The 16509-nt window shown below is 46.2% G+C and carries 10 protein-coding genes and 1 pseudogene; 7 read left to right on the top strand and 4 right to left on the bottom strand.

What is annotated here, in order from left to right; all coding sequences use genetic code 11:
- Positions 1-5 precede the first annotated feature (5 nt).
- The 3 genes from ACX0G9_RS22320 (at position 6) to ACX0G9_RS22310 (ending at position 4401) form a co-directional block, all read left to right on the top strand.
- On the top strand, positions 6-950 hold the full coding sequence (locus ACX0G9_RS22320) for a TerC/Alx family metal homeostasis membrane protein (protein ID WP_459067179.1): 945 nt from the start codon (positions 6-8) through the stop codon (positions 948-950).
- A gap of 44 nt (positions 951-994) precedes the next feature.
- Positions 995-3571 (top strand): bifunctional UDP-N-acetylmuramoyl-tripeptide:D-alanyl-D-alanine ligase/alanine racemase, encoded by a 2577-nt coding sequence (locus tag ACX0G9_RS22315; protein ID WP_459067178.1) that lies wholly within the window; start codon positions 995-997, stop codon positions 3569-3571.
- Positions 3572-3696: 125 nt separating this feature from the next.
- Positions 3697-4401, top strand: a complete 705-nt coding sequence (locus ACX0G9_RS22310) for a lipoprotein signal peptidase (RefSeq protein ID WP_459067177.1) — start codon at positions 3697-3699, stop codon at positions 4399-4401.
- Positions 4402-4407: 6 nt separating this feature from the next.
- Here ACX0G9_RS22310 and ACX0G9_RS22305 read toward each other — a convergent pair whose 3' ends face one another.
- The 3 genes and pseudogenes from ACX0G9_RS22305 to ACX0G9_RS22295 all read right to left on the bottom strand — a co-directional run bounded on the left by ACX0G9_RS22305 (position 4408) and on the right by ACX0G9_RS22295 (position 6557).
- Positions 4408-5157, bottom strand: a complete 750-nt coding sequence (locus tag ACX0G9_RS22305) for a ThuA domain-containing protein (protein ID WP_459067211.1) — start codon at positions 5155-5157, stop codon at positions 4408-4410.
- Positions 5158-5196: 39 nt separating this feature from the next.
- Positions 5197-5976: pseudogene (bla, locus tag ACX0G9_RS22300) on the bottom strand (BlaB/IND/MUS family subclass B1 metallo-beta-lactamase); the annotation flags it as partial.
- A gap of 83 nt (positions 5977-6059) precedes the next feature.
- On the bottom strand, positions 6060-6557 hold the full coding sequence (locus tag ACX0G9_RS22295) for an RNA polymerase sigma factor (RefSeq protein WP_459067176.1): 498 nt from the start codon (positions 6555-6557) through the stop codon (positions 6060-6062).
- Between the two features lie 126 nt (positions 6558-6683).
- On the opposite strand from ACX0G9_RS22295, the gene ACX0G9_RS22290 reads away from it, so the two are divergent.
- From ACX0G9_RS22290 to ACX0G9_RS22275, 4 genes are all read left to right on the top strand, one after another.
- On the top strand, positions 6684-7769 hold the full coding sequence (locus tag ACX0G9_RS22290) for a FecR family protein (RefSeq protein ID WP_459067175.1): 1086 nt from the start codon (positions 6684-6686) through the stop codon (positions 7767-7769).
- Between the two features lie 58 nt (positions 7770-7827).
- The gene (locus ACX0G9_RS22285) at positions 7828-11223 is read left to right on the top strand and encodes a TonB-dependent receptor (protein WP_459067174.1); all 3396 of its coding nucleotides are present in this window, start codon (positions 7828-7830) and stop codon (positions 11221-11223) included.
- A gap of 12 nt (positions 11224-11235) precedes the next feature.
- Entirely contained in the window at positions 11236-12090 is an 855-nt protein-coding gene (locus tag ACX0G9_RS22280) for a hypothetical protein (RefSeq protein WP_459067173.1), read from the top strand.
- A 61-nt stretch (positions 12091-12151) separates the two neighbouring features.
- The gene (locus tag ACX0G9_RS22275) at positions 12152-13951 is read left to right on the top strand and encodes a hypothetical protein (RefSeq protein WP_459067172.1); all 1800 of its coding nucleotides are present in this window, start codon (positions 12152-12154) and stop codon (positions 13949-13951) included.
- A 133-nt stretch (positions 13952-14084) separates the two neighbouring features.
- Here ACX0G9_RS22275 and ACX0G9_RS22270 read toward each other — a convergent pair whose 3' ends face one another.
- Complete coding sequence (locus ACX0G9_RS22270; protein WP_459067171.1) at positions 14085-16397, bottom strand: T9SS type A sorting domain-containing protein; 2313 nt, start codon at positions 16395-16397, stop codon at positions 14085-14087.
- Between the last annotated feature and the right edge of the window lie 112 nt (positions 16398-16509).

The following is a 16509-nucleotide window of genomic DNA, read 5'->3' as shown; positions in this document are numbered from 1 at the left end:
GTGAAATGAGTCCAACGAATATCTCCTATCTGACCTTTGGAATCGTATTGGTGCTGGCAGTTATTTTTGATTTGGGCCTACTCAGCAAAAAAGGCGAGGTCATCTCGATCAAAAAGGCTCTTTTCCAAACGATCTTCTGGGTAGTGCTGGCCCTGGCGTTTTTTGTCTTCGTTTGGTTCGAGGATGGACATAAAATGGCGATAGAATACCTGAGCGCTTACCTGATGGAATGGAGCCTCAGCATTGACAATATCTTTGTATTCATCCTCATTTTTTCCTTTTTTAAGGTAAAGCCGGAATATTATGGACGGGTATTGATAATCGGCATTCTTTTCGCTATTTTACTGCGAATTGCCTTTATTACAGTGGGTGTCGCCCTGGTAGCACAGTTTCATTGGTTGTTGTATGTGTTCGGAGGCATCCTTGTTTATACGGGTATCAGTATGTTCCTGGCCAAAAAGGATACAGATGTTCATGTAGAGGACAACCGCGTATATAAATTCCTGAAAAAAATTCTGCCGCTTACTTCGGGTGACGGTGGAGGAAAATGGACCATTGTGAAAGAGGGAAAAAAAATGTATACGACCCTTTTTGTGGTGGTGATCATGCTGGCGACAACGGATATCCTTTTTGCGGTGGATTCGATACCGGCTGTATTTGGGATCACACAGGATAAAATGATCATTTATACATCGAATATATTTGCGGTTCTGGGTTTGCGTTCCTTGTTCTTTCTTTTACAGGGAGCGTCAGCCAGGTTCAGTTATTTGCAGCAGGGAATCGCCATCGTCCTTGTTTTTGTGGGATTAAAAATGCTGGCAGAGATTGTGGGAATAAAGGTCCCTGTCTATATATCCCTATTGGTGATCGTGGTGTGCATATCGGGGGCGATGGTTTATTCAACCCTCCGACCTCCACTATCAGCAAAGGCAGGCAGCAATCAACCCTAAAATAAACTAAGGGATAAAATCAAAACTCCCGCTTCGGGCAAAACATGGAATACGGTATCCGGCATATTTGTGAGATCGTAGAGGGAGAATTCCTGCAATTTCATGGGGATGATCCCGTGGAGCATCTTTTACTGGACAGCCGTCGCCTGATCTTTCCCGGGACTTCCCTGTTTTTTTCACTGAAAGGCCCCCGCAGGGACGGGCAACACTACATGGGGGATCTCTACCAGCGCGGTGTTCGTAATTTTGTGGTGCAGGAGCGATTGCCCGAAGTTGTCGCCGGATCAAAAACAGGATCTCCGGCAACCCCTTCAACTGCCTCTGCATTTCCGGATGCCAACATCATTCTGGTAAAGGATAGTTTAGCGGCTTTACAGCAATTGGCCGCGCATCACCGGCGGCAATTCCATATACCAGTCATCGGGATCACGGGCAGTAATGGAAAGACCATTGTCAAGGAATGGCTCAATCAGCTGCTGGAGGACGAATACCATATCGTAAGAAGCCCGAAAAGCTACAATTCCCAGATCGGAGTGCCATTGAGTGTCTGGCAGATGAACGATGCGCATGAACTGGCCATCTTCGAAGCGGGTATTTCCCGGATGGAAGAAATGAGCCGTCTGGAAACGATCATTGAGCCGACCATTGGGATCTTTACCAATATAGGAGAGGCGCATAACGAAGGGTTTCAAAGCCTGGCCGAAAAAGCGGAGGAGAAATTAAAGCTCTTCCACCATGCGTCTGTGATCATTTATTGTCTGGATCAGCCGGAGACAGTTAAGGCGCTCGAAAAACATCGCCTGGCCGCTCCAGATTTACCCGGCACGGTCAATAACCCCGGAAATGGACTGATAACCCAATTCTTTTCCTGGGGCAGGGACCAAACGGCCATCCTGGTTATCCTGGGGATAGAGAAAAAAGACGGAGTAACTACTGTGGTCACTACCTACAAGGATGGGGAATTTATTTTTGCGATCCCTTTTACGGACGAGGCATCTTTCGAGAATATTATGCATTGTGTATGTGTCCTTTTGTATTTGGGCAAACCGATGGATTATATCCGCAGCAAATTATTGGGTCTGGCTCCCATTGCCATGAGGCTGGAACTAAAGAGCGGGATCAATCATTGTTCGATCATCAATGACAGCTATAGCGCGGATCTCAGTTCCCTGCAGATCGCCCTTGATTTTCTGGCTCAGCAAAGACAGCATGAACGGCGTACCGTTATTCTCTCGGATTTTCTGGAAAGCGGGCGTGACGAAGACAAACTTTATAATGAAATTGCCCGCGCTCTCGAATTGAAAAAGATTGACCGGCTGGTGGCCATCGGAGGAAAGATCAGCGCTCACCACTCAACCATAAAAAGATATTATTCAGGGGAGGCCATATTTTTTCCTTCAGTCGAGCAGTTTAAAAAAGATTTTTTTTCCCTTCATTTCAGAGAGGAGACGATCCTTCTTAAGGGAGCCAGGATATTCGAATTCGAGGAGATCGACCGGATGCTCTCCGGGCAGATCCACCAGACCATGCTGGAGATCAATTTGAATGCGATGGCTTATAATCTTCGTCAATACAGGCAGCAATTGGCTCCTTCGACAAAAGTGATGGCTATGGTGAAGGCATTTGCCTATGGGAGCGGCAGTTATGAGATCGCCAACCTGCTGCAATTTCACCGGGTGGACTATCTGGGAGTTGCCTATGCGGATGAGGGGGTGGCTTTAAGAAAAGGAGGCATAAGTATGCCGGTAATGGTGATGAATACGGAGAACAGTTCATTTGACGCCCTGGTCCAGTACAATCTGGAGCCGGTGATCTATTCCTTTTCCCTGTTACGGTCTTTTGATAAATGGCTAAAAAAAGAAGGGATCCTCCAGTTTCCGGTGCATATCGAATTGGAGACCGGGATGAACCGGCTGGGTTTTTCCCTGGTTAAAGAACCGCAGGAGGAACTGTTGCAGGAATTAAAGGGGGCAGCTTTTAAAGTACAAAGCGTTTTCAGCCATCTGGCTGCCAGCGAAGAAGCCCAGCAGGACGAATTCACCCATCGGCAAGGTGCTGATTTTCTGGCTGCTGCAGACAGATTGCAGGAAATTCTCCCTTATCCCTTTCTGCGGCATATTGCCAATTCTGCAGCAATTATCCGTCATCCCCAATTACAGCTGGATATGGTGCGCCTGGGAATTGGTCTGTATGGAATCGATTCTGCCGTTTCCGGGGTTATGGACTTACAGGAAGTCTCCACCCTGAAATCCACGATCGCCCAGATCAAATATTTGCTGGAAGGGGATACCGTTGGTTATAACCGCAGGGGAATAGCCTCCCCCGGCACTGTCATTGCCACAGTCCGTATCGGGTATGCAGACGGGTATTCACGCAGCCTCGGCAACGGGGTCGGTAAAATGTGGGTAAAGGGGCGGCTGGCGCCGGTTATCGGTAGTGTCTGCATGGATATGACGATGATCGATATCACCGGCATCCCGGACCTGAAGGAAGGAGATGAGGTAATTATATTCGGCAATGAACTATCTGTCAGCCAGTTGTCTCAATGGGCGAAGACCATTCCCTATGAGATCCTGACCGGAGTTTCTCAACGGGTGAAAAGGATTTATTTCGAAGAATGAAGGGCCGGATAAGGTGTAATAACATAAATAAATCTAAAGGCTTCTATAAAGTTTTGCCGAATGATCCCTTCCTGTTAACGATTTTGGCCACTATTGCCTACATTTGACCCCTATAAATCAAGAGTGTGAACGCGAAGAAAGTTTTCCTTTTAGTGCTGCTGATCATAGTAGCGGATCAGTCCCTGAAGATCTGGGTAAAGACGCATATGCCCCTGAGCCATCCGGAAGAAATATACCGGGAAAAGGTGTCTCCGTATGACAATGGCATAAAATTACTGGGCAGCAAGGGACAGATCTACTTTGTGGAAAATGAAGGAATGGCCTGGGGATGGAAATTTGGGGGAACCTGGGGCAAAATGGTATTAACCATGTTCCGTTTGGTAGCAGTCTTGTTTGGAGTTTATTATATCCAGTCCATTATTGCCAAAAAATATCACCGTGGTTTTATTATCTGTGCAGCCCTCATTTTTGCGGGGGCGTTAGGAAATCTGTTGGACAGTATGTTCTATGGGTTGATCTTCGAAGGAAGTACCTATGACCATGTCGCCAGGATCTTTCCGGCAAAGGGATATACCGGGTTCATGCATGGCCGGGTGGTGGATATGTTATATTTCCCGCTCATAAAAACACATTACCCGCAATGGATGCCTTTCGTCGGAGGGGATGAATTCGAATTCTTCAGTCCTGTATTTAACATTGCCGATGCTTCCATTTCGGTAGGTGTAATTGCTATCCTTCTTTTTCAGAAACGTTTTTTTCATAAAGAACCCGATGAACAGACTGTTGCCGCCGGATCTAATCCAAACGTCGCCAGTGCAGTACAGGCTTAGAGTTCTTTATTCTTTTGTTTTCTTTCCCCGTCCCAGCCATAACAGGCCGTCGATGATCAGTTTGTCCTGTATATCATTGGCAAAGGTGAAGGACATCGTCTTATTCGTCTTATGCTGGTAGTCGATATCATTATGCCCGATATTCAGGTATAACATCCTGTATTTGGAATTGGTCCATACGATGGGATAATACCCGCTATGCCATATTTCATGCAATTTAGGTCCGGTTCCCAGTGGAAAGCCGGAAGAATCGACCGACAGGAGTATCCTGATATCGGGATTTGTCCGTAGATCGTTACTCCATTTGTACCACTCACAAGGGGCTGAACGAAAGGTTGCGGGCAGATTTCTTGTTGCCGGGTGATCTTTATCTTCCACCCGTAAAATGGCGGAGGCGGGTCGCCAGGTATTACTGACATAAGAGCCGGAACCGAGGAATTGATTATGGTACCAGTCCCAGTTTTGCGGGAAGTCGGAAGGGGTCAGGGCGAACCCGGCAAAATGAAAACCCATCCAGGCTCCTCCCTTTTCCATATACTCCTGGAACGCTTTACGGATGGCAGGAGAGTCCGGTCTGGTATCCAGAAAAAGGACGACCTGGTAACGGGAAAGGAACCCGGGGTTCAGATTATTCCAGTCACGGGTCGAATCATATGTGAAATGATATTGCTGCCCCATTTTTGGGAACCATGCATTTGCCTCCTCCACAAAACTGATATGTGCCTGGTCTTCCCGGGCGGTATAAAAGGCGATCACATGGAAAACCGGAGCTTGCTGACCAACACCCGGCAAAGTTTTGCCGGAATCCTTTTGTTTATCCTTTAATAACAAGGCGGCTATATACTGTTTTAGTACAACTATAGTATGATCGAGAGCTTTGTTATTTACCCATCTATAATGACCGGGTATAACATAGTCGGGGTTACCGAACCTATCCAGGATATTCTGTATGGTTTTGGGCCATGCGTAAACATTAGCGTCACCGATAAAACCTGGATCATGGTTTTCTGTACTTTTTACCAGGCAACCTCCATACAGGATCTTTTCACCGGGGAACCAGATCACGATATTATCTGTCGTATGCCCTTCCCCGGGAAAAAAGGTTTCAAAGGAATGTCCGCCGACTGTGAACGTTGTGTCTTTGGAAAAATAAAAGGCAGACTGCTTTTCATAATGTTTTTCGCATTGATTGTAGGTTTGTAAAGAGCTATATGTTTTTACTCCTTTTTGTTTCAGGAATTCAAGTCCTGCGGTCCGGTCACTATGGAAATGTGTCGAGATGCAGAGTGTTACATTTTGTTTGTGCCTGGCCGTTATGCTGTCCAGCAAGGGCTGAAATTGCGTAGAGTCCCATGGCGTATCGAAAAGGACTACCCCTTTACCGGTTACCAGGTACATACTGTTGGCTGGAACCGCCTCTCCTTTGTAATAATTATAAGTGGTATAAATATAAAAATCCCCGGTCAGGTGCGAAATGGTCAGGGGAGGTCTTTTTGTTTGTGCAGAAAGGTTCAGGAACAAACAGGATAAACAGAACCCAATAAGAGTCTTTAAGAGAAAGGAAGTTGGCCGCATAAATTTTCGTTGTAGTTAAATATAAGCAGCAAATCCGGGAAACCAATACTCCTGCAAAGTGAAATACGGCAAAAGATTAAAAACTAAAAAAAATTGAACAACGCCTTCCGGAGGATCCGGATACTGCCTGCGACTTGTTTCTCCAGCGTACTAACCGGAATCCTGAGGGTTTCCGCCGCTTCTTTATAAGACAGACCTGCTTCCTTGATCAGGGTGAAAGCGGCCCTTTTTTCGGGCGACAGATCCTGCAGGATATCCCGGATGATCCTGGATGTTTCTTTAAAATCATACTGCTCATCAGGAGAATACAGATCCTGCACCTCGGGCAGCGATTCCATATGTTCGATAACAGCGCGTATTCTTTTCCGGTGGAATTCCTTTACCAGATTGAAGGCGATGCCGAATACAAAAGATTCAGGGTCCTGGATAGTACCCCTGTTTTCCCAGAGACGTAAATAACATTCCTGAACGAGGTCTTCAGTCAGGAACTCGTCACGGGTCAGTTTTTGAAACAACCGGTACAGGGCGTCTTTTGTCTTTTCAAAAACTCCGATAAATGCTGAATTGTCCAACTTTCTCATCTTGCCGGTTCGGATTGATCCGGCAAAACTACTTTATTCGCCGGGCTGTTTATTGTTCTTAACATTAAGTTCATATTCAGATTGGAGGAAAAGAACCTGAAAGATCACTTTAGATAAAAGCATGGCATGGGAAAAAGAGAAGGAAGGAAAGAAGAATTATGGAAAAAATATCTGGCCGGCCAGGCTACAAGGCAGGAATTAGTAGAGCTGGAGGTATTCCTTTCTGCGGTGACTCCCGATGAAATATTATCAGGTCTTGAATATATGGGAAAGGGATCTTTGAAAGATAATCCAACGGGGATTTCTATGCCGGAGCGCATGGCTGACCGTTTGCGGGAACAGTTACGGCAATATGCCACCAGGTCGGGCGGAGAAAAATATAAACTTTCCCCGGTTCCTCCTTCCCCGGCAAATCCTTTTCACAGAAACAGGATGGTTCGTTGGATGGCAGCCGCTTCTTTGATGATCCTGGTCTTAGGCGGTTTTCTTTTTCTTACCCATAATAAGAGAGCCGGTTTTTTTGCAGGTAAGGATCATTCGGGTTTTTCCATTCAAAATGATTCATATACCTGGGACAGCATCCTTAATGCTGGCAGTACGGCAAGGCTGGTAACCTTGTCAGACCAGACTAAGATCTGGTTGAATAAAAACACGATCTTATTGGTAAATAAGAATTATGAGTCGGACAGGAAGGTAAGGATAAAAGGAGAAGGTTATTTTGACGTGACAAAAAATGAACAACATCCATTCCGCGTGGAGGCAGGGAACGTAGAAACGGTAGTGTTGGGCACGACATTTAATATCGACAACAACGCGGACCAATCGGAGGTATATATAGGCCTTGTAAAAGGCAGCGTAAAAGTTCAGCATTCCGGGAACGACCCTGTCACCCTTTCTCCCGGAGAAACGGCTATAACAGGCAGAAAGGAAGGACATATTACAACCGTTCGCACAGGTGTGCAGGATATAGGAGGGTGGATCAATGGTGATCTGGTATTTAATCAACTGCCCCTGGCTGAAGCGCTGGTTAAATTGGGCTCCTATTATGGAATCGATATTCAGGCTGATCCGGATTTGCTGAAGGATAAGGAGGCGACGGCGGTCTACCACCGGAAAGAAAGCTGGCAGCAGGTCCTGCATCATTTGCTGTTTATCTATCATCTTTCCTACAAGACCGGTGACCGGAACATAATCATTATAAAGCCATCTTAATATCCCACCGGACCACCCAAATTAAACAGACTCTTAACGTGTAAACAACCAGGAAATCATGAAAAAAAAGGTAAGACACCTGTGGCAACTGCTGCGGTCAGGCATTCTATTATCCAAATTATTTTTTCTATTGCTAAGTTGTTGGCCAGGTAGTAATTTATCGGCGCAAATCCTTAAACTGCCGGATCCCGTCACGCTCACTGCGGAACGAATTACCGTGACGGACCTGATTGCGGCCCTTCAGCAACAAACCCGTTATACCTATTCTTATGACAAGACCAGGCTGGCTGCGATAACAATTCAGCATATTCAATGGCAAAAACTGCCACTGGAAAAAGCACTGGAGGAATTACAGAACAAAGCCCATTTGCAATATTCCCTGCTCGACAATAATATTGCTATTTCGGTTAGAGAGGGGAGACAGGATGCGCCTAAAAAGAAAAGCAACCCATCTCCGGCCATCAGGGGTCGTGTCGTTGATTTTGAAACGTCACAGCCTTTGCCTGGCGCAACGGTGACGATTCAGCAAACAGGAAGATCGGTATTGTCGGATGAGAAAGGATTTTACGAATTTATGAACGTGCTTGACTCGGTCTATACGCTTACCGTCAGCTATGCCGGATATCAAAAAAATTATCTTCCCGGTATCACCGTGCAGGCAGGAAAGACCTGGATACTGGATGTAAAGATGCAGGCGGGCAGTTCCCTGAATGAAGTAGTGGTCGCTGCCGGAACCAGGAAAGTGAAGGCCGTAACCCATTCGACAGAAAAAGACCTGGTAGCGGAAATACGGAATGCCACCGGGGTGGTCTCCGGTATTTCCAATGAAATGATCGTAAAGACAGGAGACCGGAATGCCGCCGAAGTAGTGAAGCGTATCTCGGGGGTAACGGTAGTGGACGACCGTTTTATTGTGATCAGAGGGATGAATGAACGGTATAATCTTACCTACCTCAATAATAATATTGCACCATCAACGGAATTATACAATAAGGCTTTCGCCTATGACCTGCTTCCCAGCAGTATTATCGACCGGATCCTGGTATACAAATCTCCCGTGGCGGATTTGGTTGCCGACTACGGCGGCGGAGCCATTAAAGTATATACCAAAAACGCCATGCCGGTTAAACACCTGGATATGGGCATACAGGTAGCCCATCGACCGGGTTCCACCCTGACGGAGATAAACAGTTATAATGGCGGTAAATATGATTTTTTAGGATTTGACGATGGCTCCCGGAAATTACCCGCTTTTTCACCGGGTTATTTCCATACGGAAAAAAGAGTGAACGATCTCAAACAGGCCGATATGATCAGGGCATTTTCCAATACATTGAATTATGGAACCCGTCATAGCCTTCCGGATATCCAGTTTTTCGTCAATTATTATAATTCCTGGAAAATTGGTAAGGAAAAAAGATTGTATAACCTCACCTCGGTAACCTATACCCATGAAACTAAAAACTATAACCTGTACCGCCAGACCGGCAATACGAATGCTTATGGTGTAGACACGACTATCGGGTTTAACTATGGTGGTCTGAACAAAATTACGAACAGCAGCCAAAGTACGGAGATAGGTAAGATCAATGTATTGGAGAACCTGACCTTGAAATGGAACAAACGGCATAAAATGGAGTTTAAAAATTTCTTCGTGAACGAAGGCCGGAACTTTACGGGTATCACGGATAGCCGTCTCAATGCCTTGCTTTACTACGACACGAGTTCAGGCTTTAAACGTACCCGGGACATCACCCTTTCTTTCCAGCAAAGAGTGCTTTATTCGGGTAATATCGGAGGAACGCATATGTTGGGTAGGGGTAACAAACAGGAATTCAGCTGGAATATTGGATATACCTATGATCTTCAGAACGTACCCGATCAACGAAGCAGTCATTTTCTGAGTTGGTATAACAGACCTTATTCGGCTGCCGGTACCAACATGTTAGGAGATGACGGAACTTTGGGAATGATATCCAGGCTTTTCGTGAAGAACGAAGAAAATGTGTACAATGCCTCGATCGATTATAGCCTCCACCTGGACAAAAACCTGGTATTAAAAACGGGTACCTACCAAATGTACAAACTGCGGAATGTAGGCAGACGTTTTTATCGGGTGAACAGGGGAGGCTTATCTCCTGATGAAGTTGCCCCAACGGATGCACCTTCCGGTTATATAGGAGGATATGGATCCAACAATCCCGGTATCATAAATTTTACCCAACAGCAGTTAAGTTCGGTCTGGAACCCTGCCTGGTTTCCCGACGATAACACGGGATTGAAATTATACGATGTCACCAATCCCACCGATAGTTATGTTGCCAGTGAACAGAACAACTCCTTTTACATTATGGGGGATTGGAAGACGGCAAAGGAAAAGATAACCCTGAATGCCGGTCTACGGGTGGAGTATGATCGTCAAAAAGTAGCCAGCGCTACAGGCGGTTCATCGGATGGCACTATACGGCTGGCTTATGGAAATCATCCGCTTACATCCGTGCTGCCTTCTGTAAATATAAGTTATCGTCCTTTTTCCACGGTAGTGCTGCGAACCGGGTACGGACGCACCGTGAACAGGCCCGAGTTTCGCGAAGTATCCGCTTTCCGGGACTTCGATTTCCAGAATAACGAGATGATCGATGGACGCCCGGATGTTGTTACAGCGACCATCGATAATTACGACTTTCGCGCCGAATTTTATCCGCATAGCGTCGCACAGAATGAGCTGTTCAATGCAGGCGTTTTTTATAAATTCATTCAAAACCCGATCGAAAGACTTCGCGCTGAAAACACGAGTAGTACCGGCAATAGCAATTTTACCCAAATCAGTTTCGGCAACGCAAAAAGCGCCAAAGTTTATGGAGTGGAGGGAGAGATCAGGAAGAATCTGTCCTTTATAGGTGGCAGCCGTCTGTTTAAAAATTTATCGATCGTAGCAAATGGGTCATGGATCAAAAGCTCGACCGTGCAGGTCAGCCATAACGGTTATTTGCGTGATACTGTGGCAGGTCGTCCTTTACAGGGACAGTCTCCATACGTCCTAAACGGTGGGTTGTTCTATGAGAATGCGGGTTGGGGTACTAAATTGGGGATCGTCTATAATGTAAATGGCCCCCGGATCTATGCCAAATCTATTCTTAACGGGAAGGCCGGCGCACAGGCAGGAAACGATAGTCTGCAATTTCGCCCCGACCTGGTGCAATTGCCCTTTCACCAGCTTGATCTTTCCTTTTCACAACGGATCGTAAAATCGCTGCAAGTGAAAATCACGCTGCAGAACCTGCTGGACCAGGCTGCCCGTATTATTGAAGACCACAATTTTAATCAGCGGTATGATCCGGAAAAGGCGACGGTCAACCCTGCAAATGGGGAAATCTATAGCACCGGTGATAATATTTATAACCGCTTTAAACCAGGCAGGTATTTCCTGGTTCAGTTCACCTACGCATTTTAAATAAATCTTTTTATGTATCCGAGCTTTTTTAAAATTTTTTTCCCGGCCGCCATCCTGCTGATCCTGCTTTTACCTTCCTGTAAGAAGAACGTTCATCCCGAAATGCAAGCGGGATTAATTCCCGGCCGGATCACCTTTCTGAACCTTTCTGAAGACCTGCAATTAGAGGTAAGCCAGTCAATCCGGTATTCCCAGTTTAGTTATGTGCTGATCGATAATCCGGATACCAATTATGTGAAGACGGTCGAAGGATTCGACGAGATGCCCTATTTCTCACAGGAACGGCCCATGCAATATCCGATTGCAGATATATATAATATCAAACAGGATCAGCCCTGGATAAAATACCAATGGCTGACTACGGGAGATCACCAGTTAATACTGACGGATACCGGCCGTCATCCGGTTGTACGCCTGCCGGTTAATATATCTGCGGATAATCCACTCACGGTTTGGTATATGGATAGTCTCGGACAATATCGCGGGGCGATTACACGCGATCATTTCCAAAGTAAAACCGGTCAGGTGGATCTGCGTGTGGTGGACGCCAGTCCGGATGCCGGTCCGGTGTTCTTTACCATCAACCAGGAACCTGCCAAAGATTTCCCGGATACCCTCAAATATGGAACGATAAGTTCTTTTATTCAACGCAGTGTAACCGTAGCAGATACACTCCGGTTACGGTTTTACAGTGTTGCAGATTCTTCCACGGTTTTAACCAGGACCACCCTGGTCGTTCAGCCGGAGCATGCCTATACCATCGTACTAACTGGATATTATCAATCGAATTATTATATAAATCCGTATTCCGGAAAGCCGGTATGGCCTTCCCCTGACCTGAGGATACTCCTGTTTAAAAATAACTAGACAAAACCCGTCTTATTATCCCGTTAATAAATTCCCAATAATTCCACATAATTATTCCATCATGAAATCGATTTTTTCCCGGAGAGGCAGAAGCCAAAAAGCCGTCGTTCTGAATCTGCTGCTGATAATTTTTCTGGGCAATCTGCTCCCGGCCTGTAAAAAAGTGGATGAACATGCAAATTTGATCGAGAACCAGCCGTGGTTATTGACAGAAGGGGGGCTGAGCGGATTATTCAATATATGGGCTTACAAATACCAGCAGGGATTTCTGGTGGGAGACACGGCAACCCTTGTCGGCAAACTGTTTGCAGACCGGCAGGGAACCACTGTCGAAGTAGGAAATGTTCCTGCCGCTATTATTGCCAAAGGGAAGGTGTCGACTAAAATTTATAATACCAGGACCGGTCAGGAGGATTCATTGGAAGTGATACGGTTCCTCATTACCAAGGGAATGGGGGTCGGTTCGGATATTCCGTTGACCTTACATGCCAATGGTTATTCAATGCAGGGATTGCCGCTGACCATTAAGCTCATTAATACCGGCGACCGGCGTACCGACACCAGCCTTTTCGTCGATAAGCTGGCCACCTGGCTCCCGGCGGACCTTACCCCCTTCCAGACAACCTATCGGGGTTCTCCTTTTGTGAACAATAGCAGCGTTGCCGGGGATGGCACGATTTATTTCGATAATGTCAACGGTATCTATAAGATGGCTGCTGCACAGGTTTCTCCCGTCCTTTTGAAAGGCAGTACACTGACCGACCAGCAGCAAAAAACATTCACGATCGATGTGATCCTTTCCAGCGTAATTTCCCCGGACGGGAATTCCCTGCTTTTTTCTTCGATCGTAACGGAGGATATACCTGCAGGAGCAGATAGTCTCTACATTACCAGGTTATGCAGAATGGATATGAACAGTAATCAGGTGGTCACCCTGAACAGAACGACCACACTGAAAGGAGCAGGGCCTTACCTGGAATCAGTGGGACCTTTTGGAGGTGATATAGGAACGATTAAGATGGCAGCGGCCAGGTTGAAGATGGATATTTCGGGGAATATCTGGTTTGCCAATATTTATCACCCCGTCAGCAATCTTGACAATCCCTATTCTTACAGCACCTGTAACAGCACCGATGACTGGTATCTTCCTCTGAAGGACGCAAGTTACGCCGAGCCTACCTCCGCCGTCTTATCCAATATATGCCGGATGGACAATAACGGGCAGGTACTTTCCTTAATGCAGACAAATGCGATGGCACCCTTCGGGCCGGCAAATTATATTACACCGGGCCCCATGTTTTCTGTTGCGTACGATTTTTTCTTGCTGAGCCCGGATGGGTCTGTTGCTTACGGATTGAAACAATCGTCAAATGCCTGGACCTATGATATAAACCAATATAATTTTGCCCAGGGGGATATTGTGAATACCATTAATAGCAGTCAAAGCAATTTTAGCTTTATATCCTTCGATACGGCCGTTGCTACTAAATTGAATTCAGCGGGTAATTTTCCCCCTCCCTACATAGCTTCCGATCCCAATTTTGTCCCTTGTATGATATTGCCAAACAATGATATGCTTTACGTTTCCACTAGTTCCCTCTTTGCTTATAACTTTGATAATAAGTCGGTTTACTGTTATGCCGGAGCGGAGAATCAAAACCCGGACATTCAGACCAGGGATACAGGCCCAGCCAGGTTTGTGCTATTTAACGGCTCCTACAGCAGTTCCGGACAGCTGCGTTTTTGCGGGCTTGACAAACAGGGGGCAATCTACTATTGTACGGGTGGTTCCGTTGGAAGTAACCTTACGGATGATTTTGCGAATGGAGTCAGTTTTTACAAGCTTTATCCGAAGAAATGACCTTTTGAATGCCCTTCAGCTAATAAACACGTTCAATAAATAATTGCAAACAAAAATCCCCGGAAGGTTTTAACCTCCCAGGGATTTGCACAAACTATTAAACTATGGATTCTCTAAAAACAAACTAATTCCTTTATATTTTTGAAACCTTCAATAGTTTCATACTGATCTGTTTGTCATCATACCTGACCTGCAATGCATAGGTGCCGTTCGGAAGTTTGCCCAGCCCATAGATCGTAAGGTTGTTATTCAGACCCTGGTTAACAGACCGTTTGGTCTGTGTGACCACACGTCCCATCATATCTACCAGGGTGAACAATACATTTCCATTCCCGGGAGCCCTCAGATCAATGGTGATATGATCTGAAAAAGGATTGGTCAGCGGCTTCACGTCAAAATCGATTGAAGTATTGCTGAGCAGAACCTGGTTGGTGTAGCGATGATAATTATTGCTTACGATATCGATCCGGTAATAGGTTTGTGCGGATACCGGTGTCGGATCGGTGAACCGATAGGCTGCTCCAAGGCCTTCACCAGCCTGACCCTGAATGGAGCCGACGCCTTTAAAATTAATTCCGTCATCGCTTCGTTCGATCGTATAGGATACGCCGGGCACTTCCTCAGCAGTGATCCATTGGAGATTTCCCAACCCTTCTTTCACCTGTCCTTTAAAGGAAAGAATGGAAGTGGGAAGAACGATATTACAATTGACGGCCTTAACGATCTTCGGCGTCAGGGTTATGAAAGAGCAATTGGGATTATTTAAATTGGCAGGAGTACTTGCCACGATGATTCTGTATTTGACTTGCAGATCGACCGCGTTGAGCCGGAAATATCGGACGATCGTGTACTCGTATTGACCGGATACGGGATTAAACACCGGGGTGGCGCTTCCGGAAGAAGGCTTGCCGGTCGTATCGATACCAGTCGTTACCCAGGTTACGCCATTATCCGTACTTTTTTCCAGTTTCCATTCCGTATAATTCGGAAAGAAGGCGATAACCTTGAACCGCACCGTATCGTCGGCTCCCTGGCAGAGGGTATCGGGTTTGTTAGGGGTAAGCACCATATTGGGAGTACAGGAGGCTACTCCGATATCATCGATAGCCCAGTCATTACCTCCGCCGCCCGGGGCATTGTTCCGGATACTGATGACCATCGAGGTTTGCGTGGGGCCTGTCAGGTAGATAAATCCTTTTCGCACCCATTGGCCAGTATACAGCATATTTCCTGTTGTATAATAGTCATAACCGTTCACATTGAAGGTCAGGTTGGGATACACGCCCGACGAATCATGCGTGACAGGATCCGTAGGAATATAGTTGGTATTCCCTGCGCCAACACCATTCGAATCACATCCGCAGCGGGAGCAGATATTGCGGAACCAGGCGGTATATTGATAATAGGTATTCGGGCAAAGATTATAGACCGTATCCAGGAAAGCCGTATCGGTGCGGTAGGCGGCGTTGACCACTATCATATAACCTCCGCTTTGGCCAGCCTTATCGTCTGTCGCAGGGTTACCCAGGGTGGGACTTGCTGCTCCCGTATGGTCACCGATTATATCCCAGACACTGAAAATACGATGCGAAGGGCTCTGTGAATTGTCCGGTTTCAGCCAGGTATTTAAAATAGAATAGCCGTTGGCTGCTGTCGTGCCGCCGCTGGTATTATTGGAAACCCCGTAATAATAGTCATTCGGCATGCCGCTGTTGCTGGAAAAAGGGGAATAGGTGTAATTGGCCGGTACTTTATTGGAAGCGATCCGGTCCTTGACCGACCCTGAGCCAAAAGTTCCGCCAAATTCATTGATAATGGCATTTGTTCCCACCGTATTGGTGCACATGCCATAGTTATTGAAAACGACAATGGTATAGGATGGGAATGGTATCGATACTAATGTTGTAGAATTATTATAGTGAAATGCGCCATTCCCTACGTTGATCTGGGTTCCATAGGCTACAGCGCCTACGGTTACCCTGAACGAAGCGACCATAATGCAGGCCCCTCCAAAAAAACTGGGTTTGCTGGTCTTGGCGATTGTTCCGCCAGTAGTTCCATTAGCTCCTGCCCCCATGTTGATCGTGATCCCGGAGCCGGTGATCGTACCTCCGTCGACGTCGGCGCCATCAGTAAATTGCTGGTATATTTTACCTTCATTGGTCAACACCCGGAGGGTGCCCGGAATATAGGTTGTATTTGCCGGAATATTATCCGTATAAGAGCAGGTAAATGCTGTATTCGCTTTAACGACAAAGGTTGCCCTGATCTCCAGAACATCACCCGGCTCTACTGTTCCTCCATTTGTTCCTTTAGTGATATTGACATAGCTCTTGCCATAATCGACAGTAGGCGCCTGGGAAAAGGCTAAACCGCCAATGAGAAAAAAAGGAAAAAATGCAAGAAAACCTCTGGCCCGAAGCACAATACGGAGTTTGGTTTTCATGGGATTGAATTAAGTTGTTTTCAAGGTTCGGATTTAAATACTTACAGATAAAAACAAAAACTAAACAGATTAAAACTAAACAGATTAAAACAAATGCTAACGGATTAAGACA

It is taken from the genome of Flavitalea flava, from assembly GCF_054461575.1.
This window is presented reverse-complemented; position numbering and strand designations above follow the sequence as displayed.

Coding starts and splice junctions, on each gene's coding strand:
- ACX0G9_RS22295 (WP_459067176.1), bottom strand. CDS start 6,557: ATGAGAAAGTTGGACAATTCAGCATTTATCGGAGTTTTTGAAAAGACA.
- ACX0G9_RS22285 (WP_459067174.1), top strand. CDS start 7,828: ATGAAAAAAAAGGTAAGACACCTGTGGCAACTGCTGCGGTCAGGCATT.
- ACX0G9_RS22315 (WP_459067178.1), top strand. CDS start 995: ATGGAATACGGTATCCGGCATATTTGTGAGATCGTAGAGGGAGAATTC.
- ACX0G9_RS22320 (WP_459067179.1), top strand. CDS start 6: ATGAGTCCAACGAATATCTCCTATCTGACCTTTGGAATCGTATTGGTG.
- ACX0G9_RS22270 (WP_459067171.1), bottom strand. CDS start 16,397: ATGAAAACCAAACTCCGTATTGTGCTTCGGGCCAGAGGTTTTCTTGCA.
- ACX0G9_RS22280 (WP_459067173.1), top strand. CDS start 11,236: ATGTATCCGAGCTTTTTTAAAATTTTTTTCCCGGCCGCCATCCTGCTG.
- ACX0G9_RS22290 (WP_459067175.1), top strand. CDS start 6,684: ATGGGAAAAAGAGAAGGAAGGAAAGAAGAATTATGGAAAAAATATCTG.
- ACX0G9_RS22275 (WP_459067172.1), top strand. CDS start 12,152: ATGAAATCGATTTTTTCCCGGAGAGGCAGAAGCCAAAAAGCCGTCGTT.